Genomic DNA, 20,111 nt, shown 5'->3' with positions numbered 1-20,111 from the left:
AGAGCCGCGTCGCGCTAGAGAGCCGCGTCGCGCGAGAGATCCGCCTCGCGCCCGGCCCGAGGGCGCCTCGTCACTCCGCCGGCACCTCGCGGGCGCGCCCGACCGCGACGTGCGGCACCAGGAGCGCCGTGGCGAAGGCCGCCGCGGAGATCACCAGCACGGCCCAGAAGGTCTGGTGCAGGGCGTGCTGCAGCACCACGCGCACGCTCTCCGCCTCGCCCGGCAGGCCGCCCGCCGCCAGGGCCTGCTGCAGGCTGTCGGCCGTGACGGTGCCGCCCGCCGCCGAGAGGCCGTGATTGAGCACCGCACCGAACACCGTGGCGCCGAGCGTGCTGCCGAGGTTGCGCGAGAAGATGTTCGAGGCGGTGGCGCTGCCGCGCTGGGCCCAGGGCACGATCTCCTGGATCAGCATCAGGGCAGCGTTGCTGAGGAGCCCCATGCCGAAGCCCATGACGAGGGAGCCGGCGCCGGCCTGGGCCGGCGAGCTGCCGGGCTGCAGCGTCACGATGGCGAGGGCCCCGAGCGGCAGCAGCAGCCCCCGGTGACCAGGATGCGGCGCAGCCCGAAGCGGTGCAGGTTGCGCGCGGCCAGCGTCGCGCCCATCGGCCAGCCGAGCACCATCACGGTGAGCGCCATGCCGGCGACGATCGGCGTCTGCTGAAGCACGCCCTGCACGTACATCGGCAGGAAGGTGGTGAGCCCGATCAGGGCCATGCCGGCGAGCAGCGAGGTGGCGTTGGCGGCGGCGATCGGCCGGCGCCGCCACAGCGCGGCGTCGATCACCGGCTCGGGCGCCCGGCGCTCCTGGAACGCCAGCAGCACGGCCGCGACGAGCCCGAGCGCGGCCGCCCCCGCCACGATCGACCAGCGCGCCTCGCCGGCCTCGGTCAGGCCCACCATCAGGGCGGCGACCGTCAGGGTGAACAGGGCCGCGCCCTTGGCGTCCACGGGGCGGCGCTCGCGCCGCTCGCCCTCGTGCAGGAAGGCGACGAACAGGCCGGTCGCCACGAGGCCGACCGGCAGGTTGATCCAGAAGATCCACGACCACGAGGCGTGGGCGACGATGAAGCCGCCGGCCAGCGGCCCGACCACCGCCGAGATCGCCCAGACGCTGGCGAGGAAGCCCTGGATCCGCCCGCGCTCCTCGGCGCTGTAGAGGTCGCCCACGATGGTGAGCGCGATCGGCTGGATCGCGCCGGCCCCGATGCCCTGGATCAGCCGGAAGGCGATCATCGCCGGCATCGACCAGGCGAAGCCGCACAGGGTCGAGGCGGCGAGGAAGACCGCGATGCCGGCGAGCAGCACGGGCTTGCGCCCGTGGATGTCGGCGAGCTTGCCGAACACGATGGTGGCGGCGGTCTGGGTCAGGAGGAAGCCGGAGAACACCCAGGCGTAGAGCGACAGCCCGCCGAGCTCGCCGACGATGCCCGGCATCGCGGTCGAGATGATCGTCGCCTCGATCGCCACCATCGCCATCGCGGCCATCACCGCGGCGATCACGAGGGGACGGTGCGTCGTCCGGGGGGTCGTCATGATCGAGGCTTCTTCGTCGGGCGCGTCGGGCCGGGGAGGGGGCCGACCGGCGCAGCTAAACCCATCCGCCCGGAAAGCAACCGGCGCCCGGCGCAGCCCAGACCCGCGCAAGGGATCGCGCGAGAGACCGCGCAAGGGATCGCGCAAGGGATCCCGAGAGAGACCCGCATCCGTCGATCACTCGGCGTAAGTCACCGGCAGGGCGGTGGTGTACTTGATGCGCTCCATCGCGAAGGCCGAACTGACGTCGTACAGGTCGACCGACTGGATCAGCCGCTTGTAGACCCGGTCGTAGGCCGCGATGTCGGGCACGACGATGCGCAGCAGGTAATCGGTCTCGCCGCTCATGCGGTAGAACTCGACCACCTCGGGAATCGTCACCACGGCGGCACAGAAGCGCTCGGCCCAGTCGGCGGTGTGGCGGTTGGTGCGCACCGACACGAACACCGTGACGCCGACCCGCATCCGGTCGGGATCGAGGAGCGCCACCCGGCGCTGGATCACCCCTTGCGCCTCCAGCTTCTGGATCCGCCGCCAGCACGGCGAGGCCGACAGGCCGACCCGCGCGGCGATCGCCTCGAGCGATTCGGCCGCGTTCTCCTGCAGGCACAACAGGATTTTCCGGTCGAACTCGTCCACGCGAAATTTTCCCAACGCATCGCGCTTCCGCGAAATCGCCTTGCGCGAACATGCGGGAAACGGGGGAAATTCGCAATCCGGCTTCGCGGCCCCCGTGCGATCCTCAAGGTGCCTTTCGAGACCCCGGTTCGAGACCTTTCAGGAAACCGCCATGTCGAAGCTGTCCTTCTCCGAGCATCCGGCTTCCGTCGGCGAGACCTATGTCGAGCACATGGGCGTCGCCACGGGCTTCGGCCTGCGCATGATCGCCGGCGGGCTCGCCTGCCTGGTGCACGGCATCCTGCCCTTCGCGTTCACCTCGACCGGCTCCCGGACCATCATCCGCCTGCACGACCGCATGGTGGCGAACCGCGCCCGCGCGGACCGGCACCGGGCCGAGGCTCCGTCCGCCGTCTCGGCCTGAGCACCCCCTGACTTTCGTCGCGGCTTGACGTGTCCGGGTCATTTCCGGACCCTGGCTCTGACACGGCCCGGCGGGCGCTCGGCTTCCCGAGCGCCCGGACAGGGGCCGGGAACCAGGGAGCATTCGCCCATGCCGTTCCTCAGGCGCGCCGCCGGCGCGCTGGCCGTCGCGCTCGGCCTCGCCGCCACCCTCGCCGCGCCCGCCCGGGCCGAGACCGGGGAGGTCCGCTTCACTCGCCAGCCCGGCCTGATCTACATGCCGATGGTGCTGGCCGAGCAGCAGCGCCTGGTGGAAAAGCACGTCGCGAGCGCGGGCCTCGGCGACGTCAAGGTGAGCTGGGTCACGCTGACGAGCGGCGGCGCCTCGGTCGACGCGCTGATCTCCGGCAACGTCGATTTCGTCACCAGCGGCGCCACCAACCTGCTGCTCGCCTGGGACCGCACCCGGGGCGAGGTGAAGGGGCTCGCGGCCTCCGCCGGCGCGCCGATGCTGCTCGTGACCCGCAACCCGGCGGTGAAGACGCTCGCCGACTTCTCGTCGAAGGACCGGATCGCGGTGCCGACCGTGAAGGTCTCGGCCCAGGCCGTGATGCTGCAGATCGCCGCCGAGCGCCAGCTCGGCGAGGCCGGCCGCAACAAGCTCGACCCGATCACGATCCAGCTCGGCCATCCCGACGCGGTCGGCGCGCTGCTCGGCGGCACCAGCGAGGTCAACAGCCACTTCTCGCTGCCGCCCTACCAGCAGATCGAGCTGAAGGACCCGAAGATCCACGTCGTGCTGAACTCCTTCGACGTGGTCGGGGGCCCGTTGAGCAACGCCATCGTGTTCGGCCGCGGCAAGTTCATGGAGCAGAACCCGAAGACCACCGCCGCGGTGCTCGCCGCCATCGACGAGGCCAACGCGCTCATCCGTGACGACCCGAAGCGGGCGGCCGAGATCTACCTCGCGGCGACCAAGGAGAAGTTCGAGCCCGACGAGCTCGTCGCGATGATGAAGCAGCCCGGCGTCGTGTTCTCGACCACGCCCTACGGCACCATGCTGCAGGCCGATCACCTGGTGAAGGCCGGCGTGCTGAAGAACCGCCCGAAGGAGTGGAAGGATTTCTTCTACAAGGCGGTGCACGGCCAGCCGGGCACGTGAGGCCGGAGGAGCGGAGTCTGGCCGATCGAGATCGGCCACCCTGCTGGTCGTTCCGGGTTCCGCTTCGCGGCTCCGGGACGACCCCGTGAGGTGGACGCGGATCGACCGACGATCGGGTTTCGGCGCCGACCAGGCGTCGAGGGTCAGCGCGGCAGGATGTCCAATCCGGCGCGGCCGACGGTGAGTTCGCCGATGTCGCAGGCGGCCACGGTGTCGGCCGGGAACGCGACGGCACCGGAGGCCGAGGCGCCGCCGGTGCCGTAGCCGTAGGCGGTGCGGCCCCAGCCGCTCGCCGCCCGCACCGGCCGGGCACCCGGGCGCGGATAAGGCCCGACGACGTCGTGATCGAACGGGCTCCACATCCGGCAATCGTAGCCGGGCAGGCCGGAGACGACCGGGCCGACGGGGGCGGGCTCGCGGGTCCGCGGGGCAGCCAGCGCCAGGGTCGGCATCAGGGCCGCGGCGAGGACGGCGCTTCGGATCATGCCCCAGTCTCCCGGCCGATGCGGATGGCGGCTCTCGCGGTCCGAGATAGGGGAGTTCGTGGGGTGCGCCAGCCGTCGTGCGGGCTTCGGGTGAAGCGCGTGCGTCGAACGAGGCAGTCGGCGACGGTCCGGTGGCGCGGCCGGATCTTCCCGCAGCGATCTTGCCCTCCACCTCGTCGTTCCGGCCTCCGCTTTCGCGGCCCCGGAATGACGAGGTGGATGTCATCGTCCATCAAGCGCGGCGGACAGACGGTCGAGGGGCCCGGCGGAGACGAAGCCCCCGCTCAGGCCGCCCGCACGCCGTCGAGGAAGCGGTGGACCTCGGCCGAGAGGTGCTCGGACTGGCGCGACAGCTCGGAGGCCGCCGCGAGCACCTGGCTCGCCGCCGCCCCGGTCTCCTCGGAGGCCCGCGCCACGCCCGCGATGTTGCCGGTGACCTCGCCGGTGCCGGTCGCGGCCTGGGAGACGTTGCGCACGATCTCCTGGGTCGCCGCGCCCTGCTCCTCCACCGCCGAGGCGATCGAGACCGCCACGGTGCTGATCTCGCGGATCCGGCCGGTGATCGCGCCGATGGCCGAGACCGCCTGGTCGGTCACGCCCTGGATCTCGCCGATCTGGCCGGCGATCTCCTCGGTCGCTCGCGCGGTCTGGGAGGCGAGCTCCTTGACCTCGGCGGCGACGACCGCGAAGCCGCGGCCCGCCTCGCCGGCCCGCGCCGCCTCGATGGTCGCGTTCAGCGCCAGGAGGTTGGTCTGGGCGGCGATGCCGGAGATCATGCCGACCATGTCGCCGATCCGCGCCGATGTCGCCTTGAGCGCCTGGACGAGCTGGCCGGTCTTGTCAGCCTCGCCGACCGCCGCCTGGGCGAGGCCGGCCGAACCCTGGACCTGGCGGCCGATCTCCTGGACCGACGCTCCCAGCTCCTCGGCGGCCGCCGCCACCGTGCCGACGTTGGACGCCGCCTCCTCGGCCGCGGCCGCGACCGCGGTGGACTGGGACGCCGTCTGCGTCGCGGTGGCGGTCATCGTGCCGGCGGTGGCCTGCAGCTCGGTGGCCGAGGCGGAGACGAGGCCGACGATCCCGCCGACCGCGCGCTCGAACCCGTCGGCCAGCTCCACCATCGTCCGCCGGCGCTCCGCGGCGGCGGCCTCGTCGGCGAGGTGGCGGATCTCCGCCTCCTCGGCGGCCTTGCGGGCGACCATGTCCCGGATGCCCGCGACCGCGCGGCCGACCGCGCCGATCTCGTCGCCCCGGGAAGCCGCCTTGATCTCGGCGCCCGTGTCGCCCCGGGCCATGCGCTCGAGCACGCCGACGAGGCCGCCGAGCGGACGCGTGATGCCGAACACGACGATCAGGACGGCGAGCCCGAGGGCGGCGAGCATCCCCAGGACCGCCGACCCGATCAGCACCGTGCCGGCCTCGTCCGCCGCGCGGTCGGCGGAGTCCCGCGCCCGCTTGAGCTCCGCCGTCAGGAGGTCGATGCGCCCCTGGACGATGTCGCGGACCTTCAGCCGGATCGGCGCCGCATCGACCAGCAGGACCTTGCCGGCCGCCTCGTTCTCGTTCCGGAGCCCCAGGACGTTGGCCCGCGCGGAGACGGCGAAGAACTCGACCAGGGTCTGGCGCAGCCGCTCGTTCGCCGCCCGCCGATCCGGCGTGTCGGACAGGGCGACGAGCGTGTCGGCACCGGCGAGGGCGGCCTTCTCCGCGGCGTCGTGGCGCTCCTTGTAGCCGGCCATCTCCTCCTGGCGCGTCTCCAAGGCCATGTTGCGGCTCTGGACCGCCGCCTCGTTCACGTTGAGGCGGACGGCCAGGATGGTCTGCAGCCGGACCATCTGCACCTCGACCAGCTGGCGCGTCTGCGCCGACAGGCTGGCGATCGTGGTGTGCGCATACGAGACGAGGCCGCCCGCCACGACCGCGACGATCAGCAGCGGCAGAGCAGCCTTCACCAGTATGCGAGTGTTGCCGAGAAGATTCATTGCCGGAGACCTGATGCGACCAATCGTGTCCAGAGTTTTCCGGAAACCGTTAATCGATGCCTAATATTTAAACACTGGAGCGCCGGGTCGATCGCATATAACCGTTTCGCAGTACAACTTCGAACGCCCACCCCGAGTGACAGGTTTTAATTCCCAGTTCATCGCTGCTTGCCCGGCATCCAAGCCGGGCGGCGACGCGCGCCCGCCCGCCGGATGCATCGCCCGTCCGGCCGGGTCTCGCGGCCGGTGCCCTCGCGGACCGGGAGCACCGTCAGGCCGGCCGCGTGATCCGCTCAGCCGACCCGCGCCTCGCTCGCGGCGGCCTGCGGCCGCCCCGCGACCATCTCCCGCGCCCGCGCGACGCTCAACGCCCGGTACGCCTGCACCGCCGCGCCGGCCGCCTCCGCGGTCAGGGCCGGTCCGGGCCGGGCGCGCAGGTAGGCGCCGAGAGTCGAGAGCCGCAGGTCCGCCGCGCGCACGATCAGGGCGAGGGCCCGCAGACCCGCGGAGCGATGCGCGGCCTCGGCCCGCGCGGGGGAGCAGCCGGCGAGATGGGCGAGGCCGAGGAGCGCCTCGGCGGTCCGCCCGTCGGCGAGCCAGCCCCGGATGTCGGCCTCCTCGAGGCCGAGGCGGATCCGCAGGGCCACGGCCTCGGCGGCCCGGCGCGGCGGACCGGGAGGCCCGGGGGTCCGCAGCAGGGCGGCGCGCTGGCCCGGCAGCAGGCCGCGGGCGGCGAGCCCCGCCGCGAGGCCGCCCCGGTCCTCCATCCGGTCGGACAGGGTCGTGAGCGCCGCGAGCGAGAGCCGCGCGCCCGGATTGCCGAGCAGCGTCGCCATCACCGCCTCGTCGCCGCGATCGGCCAGCACGTCGGCGACCCGGGCCGCGACCCTCTCGCGCCGGGCGATCGCCGCGAGATGCGCCGGCCCGCGGCTGCGGGCGACGCGCAGCAGCACGTCGTCGGGCAGCGCGGCGCAGGCCGCCAGCACCGGGACCGCCACCTGGGCCTCGGGATCGAGGGCGAGGTGCCGGGCGAGCTTGTGCGGCGGGCGCGGCAACGCCCCGACCCGGCGGGCGAGCCGCCCGCGCGACTCCGGCCCCGCGCCCTCGGCGAGGACCGTCAGCACCTCGTCGAAGGCGCCGACCTGCGGCCCCGAGAGCCGGTCGGCCCGGGCGACGAGGAGGTCGGTGACGCCGTGGAGAACCCGCGCCGGATCGGCGACCCGCTCCGCCTCGTCGACGAGGTCGGCGAGCGTGGCGCCGGCCGGCGGCGGGATCCTGTCGGGCCGGGGAGCCGCTGCCGATGCCATGGTGCGGGAATCCTGCGGGGATGCGGGAGGAGCCGTCCGGACGGACGCCGCGGCAATCTTGACGGCGGCATGGTTACGCGAGCCTTAGCGTCCGGCCATCGGCCTCCCGCTCCCGCCCTCCGCTCTTGCGCCGCGCTTTTGCCCCACACTCTTCCCGAGCACTCTTGCCCTTTCCCCGAAACTTGCTATAGGCCGCGCCTCGCGTTCGCTCCGGCCGGGGGCTGAACGGACGGTGTCGGGTCGCCAGACCCGCCGCAGGGGCTCGCCCCGTCGTCCCGTGTCTCCGCCTTCGAACAACCGCTCGGGCCTTTGCAGGCTCGAAGGGCTTGGCGCCGTGCGACGCGAAGACGAACCGGCCCGACGCCCGACGCACATCCGTGTCATCTGGCAGAGGGCCAAAGTCTCCCTGAGAAAGGCCCATCATGGCTCTCTACGAGCATGTGTTCCTGGCTCGCCAGGACGTGACCTCGCAGCAGGTCGAAACGATGATCGAGACCTACAAGTCCGTCATCGAGCAGAACGGCGGCAAGGTCGAGAAGACCGAGATGTGGGGCGTGAAGTCCCTCGCCTACCGCATCCGCAAGAACCGCAAGGCGCACTTCACCCTCCTCAACATCGACGCTCCCCCGGCGGCCCTCGCCGAGATGGAGCGCCAGATGCGCATCTCCGAGGACGTGCTGCGCTTCATGACCGTGCGCGTCGAGGAGCTCGAGTCCGAGCCGTCCGCGATGATGCAGAAGCGCGACCGCGACGAGCGCAAGGACCGCGAGCGCGGCCGTCGCCGTGACGACGACGGGTTCGCCGGCGGCTTCGGCGGCGGTGACCGCCCGGAGCGCGGCGACCGTCCGGATCGCGGCGACCGTCCGGAGCGCCCTGAGCGCGCCGAGCGCAACACGAACGAGGAGCAGTAAGCCATGGCTTTCGGTGCTGGTGGCGGCGGTGGCCGTCGTCCGTTCTTCCGTCGGCGCAAGACCTGCCCGTTCTCGGGCCCCAACGCCCCGAAGATCGACTACAAGGACGTGAAGCTGCTCTCGCGCTACGTCTCCGAGCGCGGCAAGATCGTGCCCTCGCGCATCACCGCGGTGTCGGCCAAGAAGCAGCGCGAGCTCGCCCAGGCGATCAAGCGCGCCCGCTTCCTGGGCTTCCTGCCCTACGTGATCCGCTGATCCTCTGATCAACAACCCGGCGGCTCTCGTGCCGCCGGGTCGCTGGGGCGACGCGCGTCGCCTCTAACCCCGCCCTCGAGAGGGGCGGCGGGACAGCGAACGGGTTCCTGATGGTTCGTCACACCGGCATCGGCGTCGTCGCCGGCCTCGCCTCGGCGCTCCTGATCGGGGTCGTCGTCCAGGCGACGCCCCTCGCGCTCGCGCTCTACCTGCTCGCCCCGCTGCCGATCCTGATCGTCGCGATGGGCTGGAGCCACCGGACCGGCCTCGTGGCCGCCGCCTCCGGCACGCTCGCCCTCGCGCTCGCCTCCTCCCCTCTGCGCGGCCTCGCCTTCCTGGTCTCGACCGCGCTTCCCGCCTGGTGGCTCGGTTACCTCGCGCTGCTCGGCCGCGAGACCGCGCCCGGCCGGATGGAATGGTACCCGACCGGGCGGCTGCTCGCCTGGGTCGCCGTCACCGCGGCCGTCGCCCTCATCGTCGTGGTGATGCTGTCGTCGGGCGACCACGCCGCCTACCAGGAGCGGGTCCGCCGCCTCGCCCGGGCGATGCTGCAGGTGCAGATGCAGGAGACCCCGTCCCGGGGCGCCGGCCTGGAGGAGGACGACCTCGCCCGCATCGCCGAGCGGGTCGCCGGCCTCGCCCCCGCCATCATGGCGACGACCTTCACCCTGCTCCTGACCTTCTATCTCTGGGCCGGCGCCCGGGTGGTGCAGATCTCCGGCCGCCTCGCCCGGCCCTGGCCGGACCTGGCCGCCACCGCCCTGCCGCGCCGGGCCCTGTGGGCCCTCGTCGCCGGCGCCGTGCTCTCGGTCGCGCCCGGCTATGCCGGGGCGTTCGGGGTGGCGCTGCTCGGCGCCTTCGCGGCCGCCCTGGCGCTCCAGGGCCTGGCGGCGCTCCACGACCGCAGCCGCGGCAAGCCCGGCCGCACGCCGCTCCTCGTCGGCCTCTACGTGCTGGTCTTCCTCACGCAGGGGCTGGCGCTCGCCGCGCTCTCGCTCTTCGGCCTGGTCGACGCCCTGTTCGGGCGCCGCCGGGCGGCCAAGGCTCCGCCCTTGGCCTGACCCGAATCCCCGGACCGCCCGTCGGGCGGTCCGGTTCCCCGAAGGCGGCCCGTTCCGCCATCACCACCCGGAGGCCGCGAGGCCTCGCATTGGAAGGACGACGACCATGGAAGTGATCCTGCTCGAGCGCGTGGCCAAGCTCGGCCAGATGGGCGAGACCGTGAAGGTGCGGCCGGGCTTCGCCCGCAACTTCCTGCTCGCCCGCGGCAAGGCCCTGCGCGCCACCGAAGGCAACAAGAAGCGCTTCGAGGACCAGCGCGCCCAGCTCGAGGCCCGCAACCTCGAGCGTCGCTCGGAGGCCGAGAAGGTCGGCGAGACCCTCAACGGCAAGAGCTTCGTGCTGATCCGCCAGGCCGGCGAGACCGGCGTGCTCTACGGCTCGGTCTCCCCGCGCGACCTCGCCGAGGTGGTCACCCAGGAGGGCTTCACGATCAACCGCGACCAGTTCAGCATCGCCCAGCCGATCAAGACGCTCGGCCTGCACACCGTCCCGGTGGTGCTGCACCCCGAGGTCGAGGTCAGCGTGACCGTGAACGTCGCCCGCAGCCCCGAGGAGGCCGAGCGCCAGGCCCGCGGCGAGTCGACCACCACCCGCGAGGAGTTCAACCTCGACGACCTCGGCCTCGAGGTCGGGGCCGCCCTGGCCGAGGCCGGCCCGGACGCCGACAGCGACCGCTGATCGATCCAGGGTTCTCCCGCCGCCCGCGGCGGGAGAACCGGGACAGCGGGGACAAGCCCGCGAGCCGGGCTTGACTTGTTCCCAGTTTGTTCCAGCATGGCGGGGTCCGCGGCGCGAGTCGCGGGCCCCGCTGTCGTTTCGAGCCACGGCCGCCGCCCCTCGGTCAAGGTTTGGTCAACGATACGGGTGCGATGGTCGCCGCAGCGGCTATGATCTGACACCCGTCCTAGCCTCCCCTCTTGCCCGGAGCCCCGCCGGATGGCCATTCCCAGCACCCTGACGGCGAACCTCGAGCCCGTGCAGCAGGAATACCGCGTCGCCCCCCACAACATCGACGCCGAGCAGGCCCTGCTCGGCGCGATCCTGGTCAACAACGACGCGTTCTACCGGGTCTCGGACTTCCTGCTCCCCGAGCACTTCATGGAGGAGGTGCACCGGCGGATCTACGAGGTGTCGATCACGCTGATCAAGGCCGGCAAGCTCGCGAGCCCGATCACGCTGAAGACCTATCTCGGCGACGCGGATCTCGGCGGCCTCACGGTCGGCCAGTACCTCGCCCGGCTCGCCGCCGAGGCCACCACGGTCATCAACTCCGAGCATTACGGCCGCACGATCTACGACCTGGCCCTGCGCCGGCGCCTGATCACCATCGGCGAGGACCTGGTCAACGGCGCCTACGAGGCCCCGGTCGAGACCTCGCCGCGCGAGCAGATCGAGGCGACGGAGCGCCGGCTCTACGAGCTCGCCGAGACCGGCAAGTACGACGGCGGCTTCCAGAAATTCTCCGACGCCCTGACGGCGGCGGTCGACATGGCGGCCAAGGCCTACCAGCGCGAGGGGCGGCTGTCGGGCATCGCCACCGGCCTGTCCGACCTCGACGCCAAGATGGGCGGCCTGCAGGCCTCGGACCTGATCATCCTGGCCGGCCGCCCCGGCATGGGCAAGACCTCGCTCGCGACCAACATCGCGTTCAACATCGCCAAGGCCTATGTCGGCGAGAAGCAGCCCGACGGCTCGATCGCGACCAAGAACGGCGGCATCGTCGGCTTCTTCTCGCTCGAGATGTCGGCCGAGCAGCTCGCCACCCGCATCATCGCCGAGCAGTCGGGCGTCGCCTCCTACAAGATCCGCCGCGGCGACATCCGGCCGGAGGAGTTCTACAAGATCACCGACGCCGCCCGGGACATGCAGACGATCCCGTTCTACATCGACCAGACCGGCGGCATCTCGATCGCCCAGCTCGCCGCCCGCGCCCGCCGGCTCAAGCGCCAGCGCGGCCTCGACCTCCTCGTCGTCGACTACCTCCAGCTCCTGTCGGGCTCGTCCAAGAAGGGCGAGAACCGGGTGCAGGAGATGACCGAGATCACCACCGGCATGAAGGCGCTGGCCAAGGAACTGGCGGTGCCGATCGTCGCCCTGTCGCAGCTCTCGCGCCAGGTCGAGGCCCGCGACGACAAGCGGCCGCAGCTCTCGGACCTGCGCGAATCGGGCTCGATCGAGCAGGACGCCGACGTGGTGATGTTCGTGTTCCGCGAGGAATACTACGTCAAGAACAAGAAGCCGCGCGAGGGCACGGAAGAGTTCTTCACCTGGGAAGCCGAGATGAACCGCGTCTACGGCAAGGCCGAGGTGATCCTGGGCAAGCAGCGCCACGGCCCGACCGGCACCGTCGAGCTCCAGTTCGACGCCGAGATCACCCGGTTCTCGAACCTCGCCCAGGGCGACCGGCTGCCGGATACGCATTGATGCCCCGGCCGCCTGACCGGAAGTCAGGCGGGTCCTCGCTGCGGCCTTGGCGGTGCTCCCTTCGGGCGATAGACCGGGGCGCCAGGAGCGAGATGATGACCGAGCCCACCCCGATCGGCCACGGCGGCCGCCTCACCGTCGACCTCGCAGCCCTGCGGGCGAACTGGCGGATCCTCGCGACAGCCGCGGAATGCCCCGAGACCGCCGCGGTCATCAAGGCCGACGCCTATGGCTGCGGGATCGCCCGGGCGGCGCCAGCCCTGTGGGCGGAGGGCTGCCGCACCTTCTTCGTCGCCCACCTGTCGGAAGCGCTCTCCGCCCGCGAGGCGGTGCCGGACGCCGTGGTCTACGTGCTCAACGGCTTCCCGCCCGGGAGCGCGCAGGCCTACCGGGACGCGGATCTCCGGCCGGTGCTGGGATCGCGCGACGAGGTCGCCGAGTGGGCGGCCGCGAACCGGGAGGCGGGACCGCGCCCGGCGGCCCTCCACGTCGATACCGGCATGAACCGCCTCGGCCTGTCGGTGCCGGACGCCCTTTCCCTCGCCGGCGACCCGATGATGGCGGAGGCCGGGTTCGACCTCCTGATGAGCCACCTCGTCAGCGCCGAGGTCGAGCACGATCCCCTCACCGACCATCAGGCGGCGGAGTTCGCCCGGGTGCGCGCGGCCTATCCCCATCTCAGGGCTTCCCTCGCCAATTCCTCGGGCGACTTCCTCGCCTCCTGCCGCGCCGACCTGGCGCGGCCGGGCTACGCCCTCTACGGCGGCAACCCGCGGCCGGGGCGCGACAACCCGATGCGCCCGGTGGTGCGGCTCGAGGCCGGCATCCTCCAGGTCCGGGAGGTCGAGGCCGGCGCCACCGCCGGCTACAACGCCCGCTGGGTCGCCCGGGGCCCCCGGCGCCTCGCCACCCTGTCGCTCGGCTACGCCGACGGCTACCCGCGCGCCTCCACCGGCCGCGGCGAGGCCGTGGTCGGCGGCGTGCGCTGCCCCTTCGCCGGCAACGTCTCGATGGACCTCATCATCCTCGACGTGACCGAGGTGCCCCGGGACGCCCTGCGCCGCGGCGCGCCCGCGACGCTGATCGGCGACGGGCTCGACCTCGACACGGTCGGGCGCAACGCCGGGACGATCGGCTACGAGATCCTGACCGGGCTCGGGGCGCGCTACGAGCGGGTGTATCGGGATTGAGGGTTCGGGTCCTCCCCGTGTCGCGCCGACGGGATTGAAGCCCCCTTCGCCGTCCCGGGTTCCCGCCGTCAGCGAGCCCCGGGACGACCCGGAGGGTGTGAGCCGCATCGAGGCGCGTCGGCACCTTCGAAAACCCGGTACGGAACCGGCGCAGCCCACATCTCCCGCTCCTTTCGAAAAGACGGTTTTGCTCGCGCCCGGTTGGCGCTAGGCTCCTGCCCGGGAATGCCGGGGCGCTGAGACCCCGGCGACGGGAGGATTCGCGCATGGACTTCACCCTCTCCGAGCGGCAGCGCCACTGGCGCGACCGGGTCCGGGCCTTCATGGACGAGCACGTCCGTCCGGCAGTGCCGACCTACAAGGCCGAGATGGAGGCCTTCGGCTCGGAGCGCTGGCAGCCGGTGCCGGTGATCGAGCGGCTGAAGCCCGTGGCCCGCGAGGCCGGCCTGTGGAACCTGTTCCTGCCCCCCTCGTCCCAGCACGACGACGGCGCGTTCCGGGGCGCGGGCCTGACCAACCTCGACTACGCGCTCTGCGCCGAGGAGATGGGCCGGATCTCCTGGGCCTCCGAGGTGTTCAACTGCTCGGCGCCCGATACCGGCAACATGGAGGTGCTGCACCGCTACGGCACCAAGGCCCAGAAGGAGCGCTGGCTCACGCCCCTGATGGCCGGCGAGATCCGCTCGGCCTTCCTGATGACCGAGCCGGACGTGGCCTCCTCGGACGCCACCAACATCGAGACCCGCATCCGCCGCGACGGCGACCACTACGTCATCAGCGGGCGCAAGTGGTGGTCCTCGGGCGTCGGCGATCCGCGCTGCGCCGTCGCGATCGTGATGGGCAAGACCGACACCAGCGCCCCCCTGCACCAGCAGCAATCGCAGATCCTCGTCCCCCTCGACACCCCGGGGATCGAGGTGGTGCGGATGCTGCCGGTCTTCGGCTACGACGACGCGCCGCACGGCCATGCCGAGGTGATCCTCCACGACGTGCGGGTGCCGGTCGAGAACCTGCTGCTCGGCGAGGGCCGCGGCTTCGAGATCGCGCAAGGGCGCCTCGGGCCGGGGCGCATCCACCACTGCATGCGCACCATCGGGGTGGCGGAAGAGGCGCTGGAGAAGATGGCCAAGCGGCTCCTCGGCCGCGTCGCCTTCGGCAAGCGCATCGCCGACCATTCGGTCTGGGAGCAGCGCATCGGCGAGGCCCGCACCGACATCGAGATGACGCGGCTGCTCTGCCTCAAGGCGGCCGACATGATGGACAAGGTCGGCAACAAGGGCGCCAAGCTCGAGATCGCGATGATCAAGGTCGCCGCCCCGCGCATGGCGCTCAAGATCATCGACGACGCGATCCAGGCCCATGGCGGCGCGGGCGTCAGCAGCGATGCCGGCCTCGCCTATTCCTACGCCCGCATCCGCACGCTGCGCCTCGCCGACGGGCCGGACGAGGTCCATAACCGCTCGATCGCCCGGCTGGAACTGGCGCAGTACGGCAACCGCGAGCGGCCCAAGGCCTGAGCGGCAAGTCGTGAGCGGCAAGTCCTGACCAGGCGGGACGGCCTGACGGAAGATCGTCCGCGCGGGAGGCCCGATCCGGAGGATGGGCTTTCCGCTCGGGCAGCAAAAAAGAACGACGATGCTTTTGACGGCGCGGAAGCGGCCTCCGATACTTGGGGCCGTCCGCGCCGTTCGTTCGACTGGCGCCGGCTCTTCTTCATGACAGACGAGCGAGGATCCGCCATGACCCAGCAGACCGCGCAGCCGACCCCTGAGCCGATCCGCTTCGCCTACTGGGTGCCGAACGTGTCGGGCGGCCTCGTCATCAGCAGGATCCCCCAGCGCACGAGCTGGGACGCCGACTACAACCGCGAGCTGGCGCGGATCGCCGAGCGGGCGGGCTTCGACTACGCCCTGACCCAGATCCGCTTCACCGCTGGCTACGGCGCCGAGTACCAGCACGAATCGGTCGCCTTCAGCCACGCGCTGCTCGCCGCCACCGACCGGCTGAAGGTCATCGCGGCGCTCCTGCCCGGGCCGTGGAACCCGACTCTGGCGGCCAAGCAGGTGGCGACGATCTCGCAGCTCACCGGCGGACGCATCGCCGTCAACATCGTCAGCGGCTGGTTCTCCGGCGAGTTCCGGGCGATCGGCGAGCCCTGGCTCGACCACGACGAGCGCTATCGCCGCTCGGAGGAGTTCATCCGGTCCCTGCGGGGGATCTGGACGCAGGACGATTTCAGCTTCCGTGGCGACTTCTACCGCTACAGCAACTACACCCTGAAGCCGAAGCCGGCCGAGCCTCTCCCTGAGATCTTCCAGGGCGGCTCGTCGCGGGCGGCGCGGGACATGGCGGCCCGGGTCTCCGACTGGTACTTCACCAACGGCAACACGCCCGACAACATCCGGACCCAGGTCGAGGACATCCGCCACAAGGCCGCGGCCGAGGGGCGGCAGGTGAAGATCGGCGTCAACGCCTTCGTGATCGCCCGCGACACCGAGGAGGAGGCCCGGGCCGTGCTGCGCGAGATCATCGACCACGCCGACCCGGAGGCGGTGCGCGCCTTCGGCCACGAGGTCAAGAATGCCGGCGCCGCCTCGCCCGAGCGCGAGGGCAACTGGGCGACGTCGAGCCTCGAGGACCTGGTCCAGTACAATGACGGCTTCCGCTCGAACCTGATCGGCACGCCGGACCAGATCGCCGAGCGGATCCTGGCGCTGAAGGATGCCGGCGCCGACCTCGCGCTGCTGGGCTTCCTGCACTTCCAGGAGGAGGTGAAATATTTCGGCGAGCAGGTGATCCCGCGGGTGCGGGCGCTGGAGGCGGCGCGGGCCGAGCGGCGGGCGGCGGCCTGACGGCGCGACCTCCCCGCCCTATCCTGAGGGGGGCTGTTCCAGGGGAGGCATCCATGACCGAGGCGAGTGCGGGACCGATCCACGCCTTCCTCGCCGGGCGCGGGCGCGACGGACGCGGCCGCGGCCTCGCCGACGTGCTGGCCTTCGACGACGCCCGCATCGAGGGCGTGCACGACTTCATCCAGTGGCTGTTCCCGCTCGCCGAGGCGAGCCGGGCGGTGCCGGGGGCGCCGGTGCTCGGACCTGCGGAGGCGGAGGCGATCCGGGCCGATCCGGCGGCGCGGGCCGGGCTGCTGGCCGCCCGCGACCGGATGCAGCGGTTCTACGCCGCGACCGACGGGTGGCTCACGGCCTTCGACCACAACCACCTGCGCATCACCCGCATCCTGACGGCCCTGCGCGACCTCGCCGGGCCGGAGGAGGCCCGGGCCTTCCACGACGCCGTCCTGCGCCTCAACGATGCGGCAGGCTCCCCGGTGAATCCGGGGAGCCTGGATTACTGGCGGCGGGCCGTGGGCTAGAAGAACGCCTGCAGCCCGGTCTGCGCCCGGCCCAGGATCAGGGCGTGGACGTCGTGGGTGCCCTCGTAGGTGTTCACCGTCTCGAGGTTCTGGGCGTGGCGCATCACGTGGTACTCGCCCATGATGCCGTTGCCGCCGTGCATGTCGCGCGCCTCGCGGGCGATGGCGAGCGCCTTGCCGCAATTGTTGCGCTTGACGAGCGAGATCATCTCCGGCGCCATCCGGCCCTCGTCGAACAGCCGACCGACGCGCAAGCTACCCTGGAGGCCGAGAGCGATCTCGGTCTGCATGTCGGCGAGCTTCTTCTGCACCAGCTGGGTCTGGGCGAGCGGCCGGTCGAACTGCTTGCGGTCGAGCGTGTATTGCCGCGCCCGGTGCCAGCAATCCTCGGCCGCGCCCAGCGCCCCCCAGGAGATGCCGTAGCGCGCCCGGTTGAGGCAGCCGAACGGACCCTTGAGGCCCGAGACGTTCGGCAGCAGCGCGCTCTCCGGCACCTCGACGCCGTCCATGACGATCTCGCCGGTGACCGAGGCGCGCAAGGACAGCTTGCCCTTGATCTTCGGCGCCGACAGCCCCTTCATCCCCTTCTCGAGGATGAAGCCGCGGATCTGGTTGTCGTGGGCCGGCGACTTCGCCCAGACCACGAACACGTCGGCGATGGGAGCATTCGAGATCCAGGTCTTGGCGCCCGAGAGGCGGTAGCCGCCGTCGATCTTGTCGGCGCGGGTCTTCATGCCGGCGGGATCCGAGCCGGCATCCGGCTCGGTCAGGCCGAAGCAGCCGACGAACTCGCCCGTGGCGAGCTTCGGCAGGTACTTTTTCCGCTGGGTCTCGTCGCCGTAGGCGTAGATCGGGTACATGACGAGCGACGACTGCACGCTCATCATCGAGCGGTAGCCGGAATCGACCCGCTCGACCTCGCGGGCGACGAGGCCGTAGGCGACGTAGCTCGCTCCGGCGCAGCCGTACTCCTCCGGCAGGGTGACGCCGAGGAGACCCAGTTCGCCCATGGCGTTGAACAGCGCGCGGTCGGTCTTCTCCTCGGCATAGGCCTCGACGATGCCGGGCAGCAGCCGCTCCTGGGCGAAGCTGCGGGCCGAGTCGCGGATCAGGCGCTCGTCGTCGGTGAGCTGGTCGTCGAGCAGGAACGGATCGTCCCACCGGAACGCGCCGCGGGTGCCCTCGTTGGGCTTCACCGGGGTCAGGTTGGTCTGGGTCGCGGCCGCGGCGGACGGGGCGTTCATGGCGTCTCCTCCTTGCATTTCGGGCGGGACGTTACCCCGGGTGCGCCGCCTCCGCCAGGATGCGAAACCGCATTCCGCACGCGCCAGCCATGCGGAAACGAGGCAGGATTACTTGACCTGCTGCTTGTCGAGCTTGCGGGCCAGCGTCCGCCGGTGCATCCCGAGGCGCCGTGCGGTCTCCGAGATGTTGAAGTCGGTCTCGACCAGGGTCTGGTGGATGCGCTCCCATTCGAGCGTCTTGATCGAGGTCGGACGCCCGTCGAGGGCGATGGCGGTGTCGCCTTCCGCCTTGGAGAAGGCCGCCTCGATGTCGTCGGTGTTGGCGGGCTTGGCGAGATAGTGGCAGGCCCCGAGCTTGATCGCCTCGACCGCGGTCGCGATGCTAGCATAGCCGGTCAGCACCACGGTCAGGATGCCCGGATCGTGGTCGTGCAGGGCCTTGACGCAAGCGAGGCCCGATTCGCCGTTGAGCTTCAGGTCGACCACCGCGTAGGTCGGGGTGCGCGCGGCGAGCAGCGCCTCGAGCGGGGCGAGGCCGGGCAGGCTCACCACGGTGTAGCCGCGCCGCTCGAACGAGCGGGTCAGGGTGGCGGCGAAGCGGTCGTCGTCCTCGACGATGACGAGCAGGCGGTCGTCCGACATCTCAGGCCCTGTTTCGATGGGGAAGGCGACACAGCACGGCGGATCGATCCTACCCCATCGGCGACCTCGTACCGGGAGCCCGCTCGCGGGCCGCGGCCTCCCGGGCCCGGAGCCGGGAGCGTTCCCGGGATGTAGGGTCCCGGACGGCCCGGGGGAGGTCGCCCGGCTCCTGGCAGGGCGGCTCCCCGCGCGGGTGGCGCCCCTCACCGCCGCGCCGCCAGCAGGTCGCGGATCTCGGTCAGGAGCTTCACGTCGGCGGGATCCTCCTTCGTCACCTCCTCGCGCCGCTGCAGCTGGTTCATGGCGCGGATCACCAGGAACAGCACGAAGGCGACGATCAGGAAGTTCAGCGCCACGGTGACGAACTGGCCGTAGCCGATCACCGCGCCCTGCTTCTTGGCCTCGGCGTAGGGCAGGCCGCTCTGCACCGTCGAGGACAGCGGCAGGTAGTAGTTCGAGAAGTCGAGCCCGCCCGTGATCGCGCCGACCGCCGGCATGATCACGTCCTGCACCAGCGAGGTGACGATGGCGCCGAAGGCCGCGCCGATCACCACGCCGACCGCAAGGTCGACGACGTTGCCGCGCAGCGCGAACTTCTTGAATTCCTCGAGCATGCAGGATCTCTCCGTTGCGGGCGCCGGCCGCCCGGCGAAGGTCTGCTCCGCGCGACACGGCGTCACGCGAGCGAACCAACCTGGATTAAGCTGGAGCGGACACGCGCGGAGGGGAGTCGTCCGATGGCGGATTGGGATGCGGGCCAGTACCTGAAATTCGCCGACGAGCGCACCCGGCCGGCGGCCGACCTGCTGGCGCGGGTGACGCTCGCCGCGCCGGCCCGCGCGGTCGATCTCGGCTGCGGGCCGGGCAACAGCACCGCGCTCATCGCGGCGCGCTTTCCCGACGCGGCGATCACCGGCCTCGATTCCTCGCCCGCGATGCTGGAGGAGGCGCGCCGGGCCCTGCCGGGCCGGAGCTTCCGGGAGGCCGACATCGCCGCCTGGGCGCCCGACGCCGCGCCGGACCTGATCTTCGCCAACGCCGTGCTGCACTGGCTGCCCGACCACGCCGCCCTGCTGCCGCGCCTCGCCGGCTTCCTGGCCCCGGGCGGCTGCCTCGCCGTGCAGATGCCGGACAACCTCGACGAGCCGTCGCACCGGCTGATGCGCGAGGTGGCCGAGGAGGCCCCGTTCCGCGCCCGCCTCGCCGGGGCCGCGGGCGCGCGCACCACGCTCGGCACCGTCCGGGACTACGACGCGTGGCTGTCGCGGGCGGGCTGCACCGTCGATCTGTGGCGCACCACCTATATCCACCCGCTCGCCGGCCATCGCGGCATCGTCGAATGGGTGCGCTCGACGGGCTTGCGCCCGTTCCTCACCCCCCTCGATCCGGAGGCGCAGGCCGCCTACCTCGCCCGCTACGAGGCGGCACTACGCGAGGCCTATCCGATGCAGGAAGACGGGCGGGTGCTGCTGCCGTTCCCGCGGCTGTTCCTGGTGGCGCGGCGGGCCTGACCCGCCGCCG

Annotated in this window: 19 protein-coding genes and 1 pseudogene; 12 read left to right on the top strand and 8 right to left on the bottom strand. The window is 71.8% G+C overall.

What is annotated here, in order from left to right; all coding sequences use genetic code 11:
* Window positions 1–70: 70 nt before the first annotated feature.
* Together DK419_RS08405 and DK419_RS08400 are read right to left on the bottom strand one after the other, a co-directional pair.
* Window positions 71–1,533, bottom strand: a pseudogene (locus tag DK419_RS08405) (MDR family MFS transporter).
* A gap of 177 nt (window positions 1,534–1,710) precedes the next feature.
* Window positions 1,711–2,172 carry an Lrp/AsnC family transcriptional regulator gene (locus DK419_RS08400; RefSeq protein WP_048434174.1) on the bottom strand — a complete coding sequence of 154 codons (462 nt, stop codon included), beginning with the start codon at window positions 2,170–2,172 and terminating at the stop codon, window positions 1,711–1,713.
* A gap of 151 nt (window positions 2,173–2,323) precedes the next feature.
* Here DK419_RS08400 and DK419_RS08395 point away from each other — a divergent pair, with 151 nt between their 5' ends.
* Together DK419_RS08395 and DK419_RS08390 are read left to right on the top strand one after the other, a co-directional pair.
* Window positions 2,324–2,575: a DUF6356 family protein gene (locus DK419_RS08395; protein ID WP_109958676.1), complete on the top strand. Its 252-nt coding sequence runs from the start codon at window positions 2,324–2,326 to the stop codon at window positions 2,573–2,575.
* Window positions 2,576–2,704: 129 nt separating this feature from the next.
* Complete coding sequence (locus DK419_RS08390) at window positions 2,705–3,715, top strand: ABC transporter substrate-binding protein (RefSeq protein ID WP_109958675.1); 1,011 nt, start codon at window positions 2,705–2,707, stop codon at window positions 3,713–3,715.
* Window positions 3,716–3,858: 143 nt separating this feature from the next.
* Here the strand turns inward: DK419_RS08390 and DK419_RS08385 are convergent, their stop codons facing one another.
* From DK419_RS08385 to DK419_RS08375, 3 genes are all read right to left on the bottom strand, one after another.
* Window positions 3,859–4,200, bottom strand: coding sequence for a hypothetical protein (locus DK419_RS08385; RefSeq protein WP_109958674.1), 342 nt, complete (start codon window positions 4,198–4,200; stop codon window positions 3,859–3,861).
* A 284-nt stretch (window positions 4,201–4,484) separates the two neighbouring features.
* Window positions 4,485–6,182 (bottom strand): methyl-accepting chemotaxis protein, encoded by a 1,698-nt coding sequence (locus DK419_RS08380; RefSeq protein ID WP_109958673.1) that lies wholly within the window; start codon window positions 6,180–6,182, stop codon window positions 4,485–4,487.
* A gap of 293 nt (window positions 6,183–6,475) precedes the next feature.
* Window positions 6,476–7,489, bottom strand: a complete 1,014-nt coding sequence (locus tag DK419_RS08375) for a DUF2336 domain-containing protein (RefSeq protein WP_109958672.1) — start codon at window positions 7,487–7,489, stop codon at window positions 6,476–6,478.
* A gap of 422 nt (window positions 7,490–7,911) precedes the next feature.
* Between DK419_RS08375 and rpsF the strand changes: the two genes are divergently transcribed.
* The 9 genes from rpsF to DK419_RS08330 all read left to right on the top strand — a co-directional run bounded on the left by rpsF (window position 7,912) and on the right by DK419_RS08330 (window position 16,704).
* A complete protein-coding gene (gene rpsF, locus DK419_RS08370; protein ID WP_109958671.1) occupies window positions 7,912–8,400 on the top strand; it encodes a 30S ribosomal protein S6 in 489 nt (162 codons plus the stop codon).
* 3 nt (window positions 8,401–8,403) lie between these two features.
* Window positions 8,404–8,655, top strand: coding sequence for a 30S ribosomal protein S18 (gene rpsR / locus DK419_RS08365; protein WP_012332436.1), 252 nt, complete (start codon window positions 8,404–8,406; stop codon window positions 8,653–8,655).
* Between the two features lie 110 nt (window positions 8,656–8,765).
* Entirely contained in the window at window positions 8,766–9,716 is a 951-nt protein-coding gene (locus DK419_RS08360) for a DUF2232 domain-containing protein (RefSeq protein WP_109958670.1), read from the top strand.
* A 106-nt stretch (window positions 9,717–9,822) separates the two neighbouring features.
* A complete protein-coding gene (gene rplI / locus DK419_RS08355) occupies window positions 9,823–10,395 on the top strand; it encodes a 50S ribosomal protein L9 (RefSeq protein ID WP_109958669.1) in 573 nt (190 codons plus the stop codon).
* A 258-nt stretch (window positions 10,396–10,653) separates the two neighbouring features.
* The gene (locus DK419_RS08350) at window positions 10,654–12,141 is read left to right on the top strand and encodes a replicative DNA helicase (RefSeq protein ID WP_109958668.1); all 1,488 of its coding nucleotides are present in this window, start codon (window positions 10,654–10,656) and stop codon (window positions 12,139–12,141) included.
* A 95-nt stretch (window positions 12,142–12,236) separates the two neighbouring features.
* On the top strand, window positions 12,237–13,331 hold the full coding sequence (gene alr / locus DK419_RS08345) for an alanine racemase (RefSeq protein ID WP_109962197.1): 1,095 nt from the start codon (window positions 12,237–12,239) through the stop codon (window positions 13,329–13,331).
* A 266-nt stretch (window positions 13,332–13,597) separates the two neighbouring features.
* Window positions 13,598–14,848: an acyl-CoA dehydrogenase family protein gene (locus tag DK419_RS08340; protein WP_109958667.1), complete on the top strand. Its 1,251-nt coding sequence runs from the start codon at window positions 13,598–13,600 to the stop codon at window positions 14,846–14,848.
* Between the two features lie 222 nt (window positions 14,849–15,070).
* A complete protein-coding gene (sfnG, locus tag DK419_RS08335) occupies window positions 15,071–16,183 on the top strand; it encodes a dimethylsulfone monooxygenase SfnG (protein ID WP_109958666.1) in 1,113 nt (370 codons plus the stop codon).
* A gap of 53 nt (window positions 16,184–16,236) precedes the next feature.
* Complete coding sequence (locus tag DK419_RS08330; RefSeq protein WP_109958665.1) at window positions 16,237–16,704, top strand: opioid growth factor receptor-related protein; 468 nt, start codon at window positions 16,237–16,239, stop codon at window positions 16,702–16,704.
* On the opposite strand, the gene DK419_RS08325 is transcribed toward DK419_RS08330, so the two are convergent.
* From DK419_RS08325 to mscL, 3 genes are all read right to left on the bottom strand, one after another.
* Window positions 16,701–17,948, bottom strand: a complete 1,248-nt coding sequence (locus DK419_RS08325) for an acyl-CoA dehydrogenase (protein WP_245442870.1) — start codon at window positions 17,946–17,948, stop codon at window positions 16,701–16,703. The genes DK419_RS08330 and DK419_RS08325 overlap by 4 nt on opposite strands.
* Before the next feature lie 108 nt (window positions 17,949–18,056).
* Window positions 18,057–18,590 carry a response regulator transcription factor gene (locus DK419_RS08320; protein WP_109958664.1) on the bottom strand — a complete coding sequence of 178 codons (534 nt, stop codon included), beginning with the start codon at window positions 18,588–18,590 and terminating at the stop codon, window positions 18,057–18,059.
* 203 nt (window positions 18,591–18,793) lie between these two features.
* Complete coding sequence (gene mscL, locus DK419_RS08315; RefSeq protein ID WP_109958663.1) at window positions 18,794–19,204, bottom strand: large conductance mechanosensitive channel protein MscL; 411 nt, start codon at window positions 19,202–19,204, stop codon at window positions 18,794–18,796.
* A gap of 123 nt (window positions 19,205–19,327) precedes the next feature.
* Here mscL and tam point away from each other — a divergent pair, with 123 nt between their 5' ends.
* Window positions 19,328–20,101, top strand: coding sequence for a trans-aconitate 2-methyltransferase (gene tam / locus DK419_RS08310; RefSeq protein WP_109958662.1), 774 nt, complete (start codon window positions 19,328–19,330; stop codon window positions 20,099–20,101).
* Window positions 20,102–20,111: the final 10 nt, after the last annotated feature.

Origin of the sequence: Methylobacterium terrae (assembly GCF_003173755.1) — a bacterium.
Lineage (GTDB): Bacteria > Pseudomonadota > Alphaproteobacteria > Rhizobiales > Beijerinckiaceae > Methylobacterium > Methylobacterium terrae.
The sequence above is the reverse complement of the archived record's forward strand: the minus strand, read 5'-3'. Positions and strand labels throughout refer to the sequence as shown.